This window comes from Rhizobium sp. P2_G2 (assembly GCF_056403555.1).
Genome location: NZ_JBFUFF010000023.1, coordinates 81,857 through 94,226, shown reverse-complemented (window position 1 = coordinate 94,226; position 12,370 = coordinate 81,857). Strand labels below are relative to the sequence as shown.

The 12,370-nt window shown below is 61.5% G+C and carries 13 protein-coding genes; 5 read left to right on the top strand and 8 right to left on the bottom strand.

All coding sequences use genetic code 11. The features are described 5' to 3' along the window. The 7 genes from AC1D06_RS18320 to AC1D06_RS18290 form a co-directional block, all read right to left on the bottom strand. Nucleotides 1-155, bottom strand: a 155-nt coding sequence (locus AC1D06_RS18320; protein WP_477969758.1) for a transposase, incomplete at its 3' end; no start/stop codon positions are given. Between the two features lie 472 nt (nucleotides 156-627). Continuing rightward, complete coding sequence (locus AC1D06_RS18315; protein ID WP_477987352.1) at nucleotides 628-1,764, bottom strand: FAD-dependent oxidoreductase; 1,137 nt, start codon at nucleotides 1,762-1,764, stop codon at nucleotides 628-630. A 72-nt stretch (nucleotides 1,765-1,836) separates the two neighbouring features. Then, the gene (locus AC1D06_RS18310) at nucleotides 1,837-2,835 is read right to left on the bottom strand and encodes a hypothetical protein (RefSeq protein WP_477987350.1); all 999 of its coding nucleotides are present in this window, start codon (nucleotides 2,833-2,835) and stop codon (nucleotides 1,837-1,839) included. A 155-nt stretch (nucleotides 2,836-2,990) separates the two neighbouring features. Next, complete coding sequence (locus AC1D06_RS18305; protein ID WP_477987349.1) at nucleotides 2,991-3,785, bottom strand: SDR family NAD(P)-dependent oxidoreductase; 795 nt, start codon at nucleotides 3,783-3,785, stop codon at nucleotides 2,991-2,993. Between the two features lie 14 nt (nucleotides 3,786-3,799). Continuing rightward, nucleotides 3,800-4,720, bottom strand: a complete 921-nt coding sequence (locus tag AC1D06_RS18300; RefSeq protein WP_477987348.1) for a fumarylacetoacetate hydrolase family protein — start codon at nucleotides 4,718-4,720, stop codon at nucleotides 3,800-3,802. A gap of 72 nt (nucleotides 4,721-4,792) precedes the next feature. After that, on the bottom strand, nucleotides 4,793-5,743 hold the full coding sequence (locus AC1D06_RS18295; protein ID WP_477987347.1) for a LysR family transcriptional regulator: 951 nt from the start codon (nucleotides 5,741-5,743) through the stop codon (nucleotides 4,793-4,795). Nucleotides 5,744-5,837: 94 nt separating this feature from the next. Continuing rightward, a complete protein-coding gene (locus tag AC1D06_RS18290) occupies nucleotides 5,838-6,500 on the bottom strand; it encodes a FadR/GntR family transcriptional regulator (protein ID WP_477987346.1) in 663 nt (220 codons plus the stop codon). Nucleotides 6,501-6,640: 140 nt separating this feature from the next. Here AC1D06_RS18290 and AC1D06_RS18285 point away from each other — a divergent pair, with 140 nt between their 5' ends. The 3 genes from AC1D06_RS18285 to AC1D06_RS18275 are packed head-to-tail and all read left to right on the top strand — an operon-like array spanning nucleotide 6,641 to nucleotide 10,173. Then, the gene (locus AC1D06_RS18285) at nucleotides 6,641-7,651 is read left to right on the top strand and encodes an ornithine cyclodeaminase family protein (protein WP_477987345.1); all 1,011 of its coding nucleotides are present in this window, start codon (nucleotides 6,641-6,643) and stop codon (nucleotides 7,649-7,651) included. A gap of 2 nt (nucleotides 7,652-7,653) precedes the next feature. Next, nucleotides 7,654-9,141 carry an NAD-dependent succinate-semialdehyde dehydrogenase gene (locus tag AC1D06_RS18280; protein ID WP_477881080.1) on the top strand — a complete coding sequence of 496 codons (1,488 nt, stop codon included), beginning with the start codon at nucleotides 7,654-7,656 and terminating at the stop codon, nucleotides 9,139-9,141. A gap of 12 nt (nucleotides 9,142-9,153) precedes the next feature. Then, on the top strand, nucleotides 9,154-10,173 hold the full coding sequence (locus AC1D06_RS18275; RefSeq protein ID WP_477881082.1) for a dihydrodipicolinate synthase family protein: 1,020 nt from the start codon (nucleotides 9,154-9,156) through the stop codon (nucleotides 10,171-10,173). Between the two features lie 12 nt (nucleotides 10,174-10,185). Here AC1D06_RS18275 and AC1D06_RS18270 read toward each other — a convergent pair whose 3' ends face one another. After that, entirely contained in the window at nucleotides 10,186-11,136 is a 951-nt protein-coding gene (locus tag AC1D06_RS18270) for a LysR family transcriptional regulator (protein ID WP_477881084.1), read from the bottom strand. 154 nt (nucleotides 11,137-11,290) lie between these two features. Here AC1D06_RS18270 and AC1D06_RS18265 point away from each other — a divergent pair, with 154 nt between their 5' ends. Further along, nucleotides 11,291-11,770 carry a VOC family protein gene (locus AC1D06_RS18265; RefSeq protein ID WP_477881086.1) on the top strand — a complete coding sequence of 160 codons (480 nt, stop codon included), beginning with the start codon at nucleotides 11,291-11,293 and terminating at the stop codon, nucleotides 11,768-11,770. 132 nt (nucleotides 11,771-11,902) lie between these two features. Next, the gene (locus AC1D06_RS18260) at nucleotides 11,903-12,364 is read left to right on the top strand and encodes a winged helix-turn-helix transcriptional regulator (RefSeq protein WP_477881088.1); all 462 of its coding nucleotides are present in this window, start codon (nucleotides 11,903-11,905) and stop codon (nucleotides 12,362-12,364) included. Nucleotides 12,365-12,370 lie beyond the last annotated feature (6 nt).

Below are 12,370 nucleotides of genomic sequence, written 5' to 3'. Positions count from 1 at the left end.
GCTATAACGTCATGACGACGCGCAACATCAACAACACGAACACCGGGCTGAAAGCTTTCCGCTACAATCCGAGCCTTAACGTCATCCGGCCAACGCCGATTTCCCCGGCGCGGCTCGACAACTTCGTAGCGACCCACAAATCCATCTTCTGCCATGCAAATCTCCAGTTAGTCCTGGAAACCTTCTCGCACACGCAGCAAGCCTCAAAATATAGCCAATCCAATGGGGCGGAGACGGCGCTTACTAATAACCTCTGTTTCCAATAGATAATCTCAAAGTCTTCCTATTGTACAGCCGCTAAAGTTGTGAGGCCGCCGTGTTGGCGTGTCCGTTTAATGTTTGCACTCCATTTCAGCGTGAGATTGTCAAGCCATCACGCTTAACGCGCAAGAGTTGTCGTCTAAATGCTTCCCAAATGCGCGGAGGTCCGCAGGTTCGACGTCGCCATCCATTCGCCCGGCGAGTTCCAATAGCCCCGCCGAAAACACGGTCGCGCCTCGCCATCATCGGGCGGATGGCTTTGGGCTGAAAGTCATGGGGCGAAGCCTTAATAGAAGTAGCGTGTCTGCGGGAACGGACCTTGTTCTACCCCCATATAGCCGATTGCTTTTGCGAACCGAATTTCCCTCAGCGATAAGGTTCGGCGATCGCCTGCATCGAGGCGCCCATCAGCGCTGCCTGTTCCTGCATCGAGCCGCCATGCATTTCCAGTTCGCCGATCTTCAGTGAATTGTTGACCACGAGCGAAGCGCGCGGAATGCGTCGGCGGTTGAAATTGGCAAGCGCCTCGTCGACGGATTCTGCCGCACTGAGCTCATCGGCAAGCACGATCGCATCTTCCACAGCAGCACCTGCACCCGAAGCCAGATGTGGTGTCGTCGCATGGGCCGCGTCGCCGAGCAGCACGACCCGGCCGCGGCTCCACGTGTCCGTCAACAAGACGCTTTCGAGCGGCCGGTAGACGATCGGCGTGTCGGCCTTGATCGTTTCCCTCAGCCTTGCAGCCTCGCCGCCGAAATTGGCCATCAAACCCCGCAGTAGTCCAGGCAGCTCGTCCTTCTCCCGCCAGGGATTGTCCGGCACGTGTTCCAGCAGATAGAGATACATCTTGTCCGGCGAGCAGAGCGTGAAGCCGAGCTTGATCTTCTCACTGAGGAACATGCGGCCGCAGGTCCAGCCCTCGGGGATGTCGAACAGCGCCCTCCAGCAGGCCTGCCCGGTGAAATGCGGCTTCGGAGCGTCCGGCAAGATTGCATCGCGCACTTTGGAGAACAGGCCGTCGGCGCCGATAACGAGATCGTAGCGACCGCTCGTACCATCGGTAAAAGCGGCGTCCACACCGTCAGCGTCCTGCGACAGGTTCGAGATCGTCACGCCCGTACGGACATTGGCGCCGGCCGCCAGGACCCGGCGTTTCATGATCGCGTGCAGGGCAGGCCGGAGAATGCCGCCTTCCGCCGGCACGTCGGGGGAATAGAGCCGTGGCGACTCAATCTGCCGCAGGATGTCGCCATCCTGGCCGCAGAGCGTGAAGCCGTCATAGCAATTGCCTTCGGCCATCACCTCGGCGGCGAGCCCGAGGTCGCAAAGCGCCCTGAGCGTCAGCACGGATAGGGTGATGCCCGTGCCGTAGACGCCCCAGTTGGGGTCGATATCGACCAGATCGACCTCGGTTCCCGCCTCGCGCAGCCGGATCGCGGCGGCCATGCCGCCGACGCCGCCACCGACGACCAGGACTTTCCGCACCAGCGGCTGATTGTTCATGCGACACACTCCCCCTCGCTGCCCCGGCCGCTCCCCGGCCCGGACATGTCCGTTCCGATCGTTCGTTGCGCTCTATTCAGACCAGCCGGCGCTGCCCTTGCTGTCGTTCTGCGGCACGAATTTCGGATGCAGGCGGAATTCCCATTTCTGCGCTTCGCCGAGAAAGGCCGGGATCTTGTGCATCCAGGAATAAGTGCCGAATACCCGGTTCCATTCCCGCGGAATCCAATTGTCGTCGAGATAGTCGCTGTCGGCGCCATATTCGGCCTCTCCGCCGGCGGGGCATTCCAGATAGGAGAACAGTGCCGAGGCGATGCGGTGCCGGCCGCTGCCGAGCGGTCCGGTATTCCAGCCCCTGCGCGTCATGTAATTGGTGCCGATCATCAGTTCGTCGATGTCTTCGACACCGAAATTGGTGTGATGATAGATCGGATGTCCTGGCAGAGCCGGGAACTTCATGTCGATCAGAAACAGGTTGTGGTGCTCGTTGGCGCCGTCGCAGCGGAGATAGAAACCCATGCCGATCTGTTCCTCCGACATGCGGAAATTCAGGTTGTCGCGATACCACTCATATTCCTCGCGCGGATTGGGCACGGCAAAGACTGTATGGGTGATGGTCTTGGGCCGGGCGCGCGTCTTCCACTTGCGCTGGGTGTTCAGGCGATTGATATGGCCGGGTGCGTTGATCGGGTCCGGCGCGTAGGTCACCTTCTTGCGGGTAAAGACCTTCAGCGCCGAGGGCAGGCCGGCGCCGGCGATGAAATGCACGGTGCCGTCATTGTCGCGACGGATTTCCTGGTTTTTCGCCAGCTTCTCCGCCAGTTCGTCCAGGCTCTCCTGGCTGTCGACACCCCAGGTCACCTTCTTGACGCCCTTGCCCTGATAGATCGACGTCGGCACGCTCGGATCGTCGATAGAGCGCAGGATGACGTTGGAGCCTTCGTCGAGCCGGTAATGGGTCTGGTGTTCGTCGGCGCCCTTCTGCACGAGGCCGAAATCGTCGAAGAACCGGGTGCTCTTCTCCAAGTCCTCGACGCCGAAAAGCAGCGTTTCAATGCCCGTGATAGCCATGTGGCCTCCCTGTCTGTGCTGGTGCGCCCGCGAAATCGTCGACATCCGCGAACGCTTTGCCGCCGATTTCCTCCATTTCGTTTACTTATACAGCCGACCAAACAATCTGAAAAATGGATTGCCGAGATAGGATTTATCGATGCCGCCGATGCATCTCACCAGCTTGTGGCGCCGCCATCGATGGAAAGATCGGCGCCGGTGACATAGCGGGATTCGTTGGAAGCAAGGTAGACGGCCAGCCAGCCGGTATCCTCGGGCGTGCCGAGCTGGGCCAGCATCATCTTGCTCCAGACCGCCTTCATCATCCCCTCGTTGCCGAGATGGCGCTCCGTTTCCTCCGTCAGGATGAAGCCGGGAGCGATTGAATTGGCGCGAATATTGAGCTTGCCGCCTTCCATCGCCATCTGCCGGGTCATGGCCAGCACGCCGCCCTTGCCGGCGCAATGGGCGAGGGCAGGCGAGGTGTCGAGCGCCACATGGGCATTGGCGGAGGAGAAATTGATGATCGAGCCGCCCTTTGCCTTCATCATCGGCCAGATGGCGCGCGTGACGAGGAAGACGGTGTCGAGTTCGCCCGAAATCGTCTTGCGCCAGTCGGCGAAACTCATGTCCTCGATCCAGGCGAAGACGACGATGGCCGCCGCATTGACGAGCACCTGTACGTCGCCGAGATGTTGGCTTGCGGCGCCGCTCAGCTGAGCGGCGCCGTCTTCGGAGGTCAGGTCCGAGGCCGTGGTGAAAATCTCCGGCAGGCCAGCCGCTTTGGCCTCCGACTTGAGCTGTTCGAGTGCCTGTGCATTGATGTCGCAGGCGAGCACGCGCGCACCCTGGGCGGCAAGCATCAGCGCAATGCCCTTGCCAATGCCGCGGCCCGCACCGGTGACGACGGCATTCTTGCCGACGACACGCGTTCCCGACCAGGCGGCGATGACATTGGGTGTGTAATCCATATTCGTCTCCTCGATCAGCCTTTGACTGCGTCGCTGGTGCGCATGGCATTGAGCGTCTGCTGGCCAAGTCCGTTCACGGCAGTTTCGATGATGTCGCCATCGCCGAGGGCGGGCAGGTCGTTCAGGAGTGGCCCGCTGTCGACGCCGCAGCAGAGGATGTCGCCCGGAAACAGCTGGAAATCCTGGCTCAGCCGCGCGAGGCTCGCTTCGATTGTCTCAGCCCGGTCGCCGAACCGCGCCGGAAAGGACTTCTCGCCGTTGACGGCGATGTTGATGTCCGCCGCCGCGATATCGCCGGCAAAGGCGCGCGGCACGAAATAGGGACCGGTCGGCAGGAAGGAGGGCTGCGACTTGCCCTCCAGCCAGGCCTCCTGCCGTGCGTCAAGCATGGTCACATCGGTCACGGTGACGTAACCGGCGATCGCCGCGGCAGCCTCGTCGGCGTCACAAAGATAGGCAGGCTGGCCGATGACAGCGCCGATCCTGGCTTCGGCGACCACCTTGCCGGGGCGCTTGGGCAGATGGATCTTGGCTTTGGGGCCAACCACGGTGGAGGCGAGTTTTGTCGTGAATCTCGGCTCCTTCGACATGCCGATGCCGGTGAGCTCGCAAAGAATCTGGCGTGGTGCCTCGATCGGCGCGCAAGGCGTCAGGAACTCCACCGCCGTCAGTGCACTACGGAAATATTTGCCGGCTGCGGCATCGTCGAGCGCGATCACGGTTGCCGAAAGGGCGACGAAATTGTGTTCCCAATTCTGCAGCAGGCCATAAATCGACTCGCGACCGGTCAAGGCCATGCCGAGCCGCGCGGCGAGCGGCGCGACCGCCTCGATCGAAATCGCCGCCTCGTCGTCCAACACCAGAGCCGGAAAGGCCGGGCTGCCGCTGACGGTGAACATCCCCAATATGAACGGGATCTGCGCTACCTGGCTCATCGGCTTCCTCCCTGACCGATACCGTCTTAGCCGCAGCCATCCCTTCGGAAAAATGGATTTCCGAGATAGAATCTATCGGTCCCGCGGATGGATCGTTCCGGGCGCGGCCGGCCTGCCCGAATTGGCCGAGAGCAGCTCGATCAACTGGCCGCGCAGCCAGATCAGGCATTCGTCGCTGTCGTTATAGACGTGCCATTGCAGCGTCTCATGAATATGCGGGATTTCCACCGGCGGCCTGAGCAGCTTGAGCGGCATCATCCCGGCAAAGGTTTCAGCCAACCGCCGTTGCATCAGCGCGACACGCTGGGTGCCGACGATCAGGAAGGGCACGGTCGAGAAGGAGGAGGTGGACACTTCCACCAGCCGGTCGGTGCCGAAGCGCTCGATGAACCAATCCTCGAAGGTCGGCATCGCCTGGGTGAAGCTGACGGTGACATGCCTCATCTTGAGGAAATCCGCCAGCGCAATGCTGTCGCCCTGGACCTGCTCGTTGCCCGACCAGACGACGGCGCGGTAGTCATCCGAGAACAGATGCGCGGTCGGATGATCCGGCGAGAGGTAAATATCCGGCATGGCCAGGAATTCGACTTCACCACGCTCTAGCATGCCGCGCGGGTCTTCGCCCGGCGAGATCAGTACGAAGCTCAGGTCGGGCGCTTTGCGCTCTATGGCGCGGAGCGCTTCCGAAAGTGCGGCGATGATCATGAAATCGGAGGCAATGATGCGGATTTCGCGCTTGGTGGTTCGCGGATCGAAGTCCGGCCGCTGGATGATCGTGCCTTCGACCTGCAGCAAGACGTTGCGCACGGCCGGCAGCAGTTCGGCAGCACGCGGTGTCATCACCATGCTGCGGCCAAGCTGCACGAGGAGCTCATCGTTGAAATATTCCCTCAGCCGCGTCAGCGCGCCCGATGTCGCCGATTGGCTTAGACACAATTTATCGGCCGCGCGCGAAACATTGCGCTCGGTGAGCAGGCAATCGAGCGTCACCAGAAGATTGAGATCAAGTCCCTTGAACCGCACGGCATCCTCCCAACGGTTTGACGGATCGCCGGCTCCTCATCCATCGATCGGCATCAGCACATACCCAGTCTTTAAATCCTTGTTTTCTTTAGCGCTACCGAATGCCGAACAATCGTTCCCGCACCTTGATCAGATGCGTGCGCATCTCCTTCTCCGCCCGGTCCGGATCTCCCGACTTGATTGCCGCAACAATAGCCGAATGCTGCTTGTCAGTCTCGGATGGTGCGCTTTGGCTGGCGAATACTTCGTTCAGCCGGGCATCGAGGCTGGCGCGGCCCTGCGTCCTGAGCGTGTCATAGAGCAGGAGCAGCAGGCTGTTGCGCGTCGCCTCGGCAATCAGCCGGTGGAGGCGTTCATCCAACCGTTTCCATTGCGGATAGGATGATGCCTCCGTCATTTCCGCGAGGCAGCGCTCGAGCGCCTGTATGTCAGCTGGGCGCGCGGCGATTGCCGCCTGTGCGGCAAGCTGGGGTTCGAGCGCCTTGCGCGCATCCATGATGTCGCCGAGGCTGATATCGTCGAGCCATTCCGGCGATGCCACGTCCAGGGCGCGCTGGCCGACGAATGTGCCCTTGCCGACATGCCGCCAGATCGCCCCTTCCTCCTCCAGCCGTTTCAGCAGCGTCCGGACGCGGCCCCGCGTGACGGCCAGTTCCTCGGCGAGCTTGGGCTCCGGCGGCAATTGCAGATCGCCGCGCGCAATCCTCTCATCGATATAGGCGCGCAAGCGGGAAAGGTCGTCATTCGGCTCGGGCATTGTCCACTCCGGATCATCCAATGCTTTTGTAATGGGCGCTAGGAGAGAATTCAACATCAATCAACATTAGTATTGACATGCATCAATATAAAAATTAAATAGACAGTAATCGAGAAATTGATTGATATAAGGAGTGTGCCTTGCCGGCCGTTGCAGACCTCACCAGCCCGACATTGTTCCTGGGCAGCGAAGACGTGGAGCGTGTCTTCTCCTGGAAAGACGCGATTGCGGCATTGAAGGCCGCCTATGGAGAGACGATCGGCGACGCCATGTTTCCGCCGCRAACGATGGCCAGGGGCGACGGCCTCTGGCTTCGCACGCTTTCCGGCGTTGCGCCCGACGGCAGCGTCATGGGCGCGAAACTGATTGCCGCGAACCACCGTCAAGGTCGAGCCAGCTACGTGATTCCGCTGTTCGACCAGTCGACGGTCGAGCTCGTGGCGTTGATCGACGGCAATCTGATCACTGGCTATCGGACGGCCGCGACCACCGCACTCGCCGTCGATGCATTGACCCGACCGGGCAGGATCGATGTCGGCGTGCTCGGCACCGGATTTGAGGCGCGCAACCATCTGCAGGCGCTCGCCGCCACCCGTGACATAGGAACGGTAAAGGTTTTCAGCCCCCGCGCCGAGAGCCGTAGCAGCTTCGTGCGCGACATGTCGGCGTCAGGCTTTGATATTGCCGATTTCTATTCCGCCCAGGCGGTTGTGGAAGCGGCGCCCGATGTCCTGCTCTGTGCCGCGCGTTCGCGTGGTGAAGTACCGCTTTTCCAGGGCGAGTGGCTGTCGCACGGAATGACCATCGCCTCGATCGGCTCGACGCTTCCGGAGCAGAGGGAGGTCGATCCTCTGACGATTTCCCGCGCCAGCCTCATCGTCGCCGACATGCCGGCTGAAGTCGGCGAAGATACCGGCGACATGCGGGCGGCCAAGCAGGCCGGCGTCGAATTTCACGGCAAGCTGATCGCGCTTGCCGATCTGATCGGCGGACGCAGACCGGGCCGGCAGGCGGATGACGAGATCCTACTCTATAAATCGGTCGGTGCAGCATTGCAGGATATTTCGGTTGCAGCCATGTGCCTGGCGCGCGCCAAGGCGCTCGGCATCGGAACGCCTCTTTCCCAAACGATCAGGCCGGTGCTGAAATGACGATGTCCGATCTTATTCCTACACCCTCTGTTCTCTCAGATCCCAGCCTGTGGAAGACCGCGGCCTATGTGAACGGGCAATGGCTGAATGCAGGCGACGGCGGAGGCTATGCGCTCTTCAACCCCTCGACCGGTGCCAAGCTGACAGACCTGCCGCGATTGAGCCGGGACCAGGTTTCCGCTGCGATCGACACCGCCCACGTCGCCTATGGCAAATGGCGAAAATTGACAGGCAAACAGCGCGCCATCCTGCTGCGCAAGTGGTACGAGCTGATCACCGCCCATTCCGAGGACCTGGCACGGATCATCGTGCTGGAGGAAGGCAAGCCGCTTCGTGAAGCCATAGGGGAGGTGGCCTATGCGGCCTCCTTCGTCGAATGGTTTTCCGAAGAAGCCAAGCGCGTTCGCGGCGATGTCATGGCGGCACCCGAGCCCGGGCGCCGGATTGTCGTGCTCAAGGAGCCTGTCGGTGTGTGCGCCGCGATCACGCCGTGGAATTTTCCGGCGGCAATGATCACCCGCAAGGCAGCGCCGGCGCTCGCCGCCGGCTGCACCATGGTGGTCAAGCCGGCCGAGCAGACGCCTTTGACGGCTCTGGCACTTGCCGAACTGGCCGAGCGTGCGGGCATTCCGGCCGGCGTCTTCAACGTCGTCCTCGGCAAGGCCCGCGACATCGGCCCGGAACTCACCGGCAATCCGCTCGTGCGCAAGATCACCTTCACCGGCTCGACCGAAGTCGGCCGCTTGCTGCTCGAACAATCGGCCGCGACGATCAAGAAGGCATCGATGGAGCTGGGCGGCAATGCGCCGCTATTGGTCTTCGACGATGCCGACCTGGACCAGGCCGTCGATGGCATGATCGCCACCAAATACCGCAATACCGGCCAGGCCTGCATCAGCGCCAACCGCGCCTATGTCCAGGCCGGCGTTTACGACCGTTTCGTCGAGATGCTGGCCGAGCGCGTAGCGAAGCTGAAAGTCGGTGATGGTTTCGAGCCAGATGTGCAGCAGGGGCCGCTGATCGACGAAAATGCCTTGACCAAGGTCGAGGCGCATATCGCGGATGCCGTGGCCAAGGGTGCGCGTGTCGTGGGCGGCGGCAGGCGGCATGCCCGCGGCGGACTGTTCTTCGAGCCGACCGTGCTTGCCGACGTGACCTCCGGCATGCTGGTCACGATTGAGGAAACCTTCGGGCCGGTGGCGCCGATCGTCCGCTTCGAGACGGAGGAAGAGGCCATAGCCCTTGCCAACGACACCGAGTTCGGTCTCGCCGCCTATCTCTTCTCCCGGGATGCAGCGCGGATCTGGCGCGTTGCTGCGGCGATCGAAGCGGGCATGGTCGGCATCAATACCGGCCTGATCTCCAATGAAGTGGCGCCCTTCGGCGGCGTGAAACAGTCCGGTATCGGCCGCGAAGGCTCGATCTACGGCATCGAGGAATTTCTGGAACTCAAATACCTCGCCTGGGAAGGCGCAGGTGAAGCGGCTTGAAGGGGAAACGATATGGCTGGTTATAAGCGGCATGAGGCGCGCCAATGGGCGCGCGAAAAGCTGGTCGGTGTCATCAACTGCACGATCCCGTCCTTTTCCAACGATCTCACCCGCCTGAACGAAAAGGCGATCCGGCACGACACCCGTCTGGCCATTGAACACGGCTTCATGGGGTCGTTGGGGGTTTCCGAGGTCGCAATCACCTTGCCGGAATATCTCGAATTCCTGCGCATCATGAAGGACGAAGCCGGCGACAGGCTGGTTATCGTGCATCACGCCAGCTGGAACACGCTGGAGCAGAATATCGAGGCGCTCAAGGGCGCGGAGGCCGCCGGCGCCGAATTCGTGCTTCTTTCCTATCCTCCGGCCTTCTATCCCGAGAGTGAAGACGATATCTATCATTATACCAAGGCTCTGTGTGACGCGACCAATCTCGCGGTCATGCTTTTCCCGATGTTCCTCTGGGGATTTGCGACCCGCATCCACCCCTCCGACATCCCCGTATCGGTGATCCGCCGGCTGATCGATGATTGCCCCAATATTGCGGCGATCAAGGCCGAAGGCGGTTTTCCTGGCATCCAGAGCGTGATCGAATGCGACCGCCTGTTCGGCAAGGAAGTGGTGATCTCGATGCCGATCGAGGGCGAGCTCATCCCGCTCGCACAGCTCATGCCGATCCAGCTTTCCGCGACCAGCGACCACGAATATTACGGTCCGATGATCCCCAGGGTCTTCAATCACCTGCGGGCCGGCGAATTCGATGAGGCGACCCGCATCTATTGGCAGCTTCACCCGGCGCGCAAGGTCAAGACGCAAGTGGCGCAGCAGATGCACGGCGGCCACTTCATCAACCGTTATGTCTGGAAATTCCAGGGATGGCTGCAGGGCTATAACGGCGGACCACTCAGGATGCCGACGCAGCGCATTCATGACCAGCAAATGCTGGCCCTGCGCAAGGGGCTGATCGATGCGCAGCTGCAGCCGAGCATGGAGCCGTTCCGGGAGTTCTTTGTCGGGCGCAATCCGATGTAACCCGCCGCGAAACTATCGGTCCTGCGGATCGGTTGCCGCAGTGCCGATCGGGCTGCCGAGATGGGCCGCGATCAGTTCGATGAACTGGCCGCGCAGCCAGATCAGGCACTCGTCGCTGTCGTTATAGACATGCCATTGCAATGTCTCATGGATTTGCGGGATTTCGACCGGCGGCTTGAGCAGCTTGAGCGGCATCATCTGCGAAAACACTTCTGCGAGCCGCCGGTGCATGAGCGCGATGCGCTCGGTGCCGACGATCAGGAAGGGCACGGTTGAATAGGATGAGGTGGAAACCTCCACCAGCCGGTCGTTGCCGAAGCGCTCGATGAACCAGCCTTCGAAGCTCGGCCCGGTCAGCGTGTAGCTCACCGTCACATGCCGCATTCTGAGGAAGTCCGCGAGCGAGATGCCGTCGCCCTGGATATGCGCATTGCTTGACCAGACGACTGCCCGATAGTCATCGGAAAACAGATGCGCGCTCGGATGATCCGGCGAGAGGTAGACATCCGGCATGGCCAGGAATTCGACTTCGCCGCGCTCCAGCATGCCGCGTGGGTCTTCGCCCGGCGAGATCAGCACAAAGCTCAGGTCGGGCGCCCTCTGCTTGATCGTCCGCAGGATATCGGCGAGCGCGGCGATCACCATGTAATCGGAAGCGACGATACGGATCTCGCGCTTGGCGGTCAGCGGATCGAATTCCGGGCGCTTGATGATCGTGCCTTCGACCTGCAGCAGCACATTGCGTACGGCCGGCAGCAGTTCGGCTGCGCGCGGCGTCATCACCATGCTGCGGCCGAGCTGCACGAGGAGCTCATCGTTGAAATATTCTCTCAGCCGCGTCAGCGCGCCCGACGTCGCCGATTGGCTCAGACACAATTTATCGGCCGCGCGCGAAACATTGCGCTCGGTGAGCAGGCAATCGAGCGTCACCAGCAGATTGAGATCGAGTCCCTTGAACCGCATCGCGTCCTCCCAGCGCTTCGCGGATCGATGGCCCCTCGTTCATCGATCCCTTCGATAGGCATATGGCGTACCGAGATGAGGATCGACATTGACCGGCGCGATTTCCGCAATTATTTAATTGGTCAACCAACTAATTTATGTCAAGAGGATCATCATGCAAGCGCCACTTCTGGACACTATCGTTCCGCATCACTTCTGCATCAGCGTCGGCGACCGCGATGCGGCGATCGAATGGTGGCGCGCGATGTTTGGTTTCGAACCGGAATTCAGCTTCGAGATCGCCCATATCAAGGCGCGCGGCGCGTTCGTCCGCAAAGGCGCGATGCGGATCGAGATTTTCGAGATTGCCGGTTCCGAGCCGACACCTGCCGGCCGCCTACGGCCCAATACCGACCTGCAGGTCCAGGGCATGAAGCATTTCTGCTTTGCCGTCGATGACGTGCAGGCGGCGCTGGAAAAGCTCCATGGGGCAGGCGCACGGATCGCCGGCGTGGCGCGCGGTGTGGGCACGCCCATGCGCGAGGAAGCCGACCCGAACTTGCGTGACGGCATGACGCCGGCCACTGCCTTCTTCATCACCGATCCCTGGGGAAGCCTGATAGAGATCCTCGGCCGGCGGGATTTCCCCGAATAGGGCTTTTCGTTACGGATGCGGGTGAACGCGGGCACGCTTTTCTTTCCCGCGGCATGGCTTATTGTTGGCGCGGATCGACCGTCAATCCGGCATCGATCCGCCGCACCGATTGCCAGCCTCGCCCGGAGCCCCATGTCGGCAGACCCGCTGAAAGACCTTGTCGCGCATTTGAAGAAGACGGATCCCGCCTTCGATGCCGCCGCACTCACTGCACTTGCTGATGATATCGCCGCGGCCGCGCATGAGCGCAACGATCCGGTGCGCGAAATCATGGCCCGGCTCGGCGACCGCTGGAGTGCACTGCTCTTGGCCGTGCTCGCCACCGGCAGCTACCGGCACGCAGCTTTGCGCCGGATCATCGCGGTGGTTTCGGCCGAGAAGGCGATATCGCAGCGCATGCTGACGCTCAGGCTCAGGGCGCTGGAAAGAGATGGACTGGTGGGACGCTCGGTCTTCCCCAGCGTGCCGCCAGCGGTCACCTATTCCCTGACGCCGTTGGGCCGGCAGTTGGCCGACAGGCTGGAGGACATGATCCGCTGGATCAAGGAAAACGAGCCGGTGATTGCCAAAGCAAGGGCCGAGTTCGTCGCCTGATGCTTG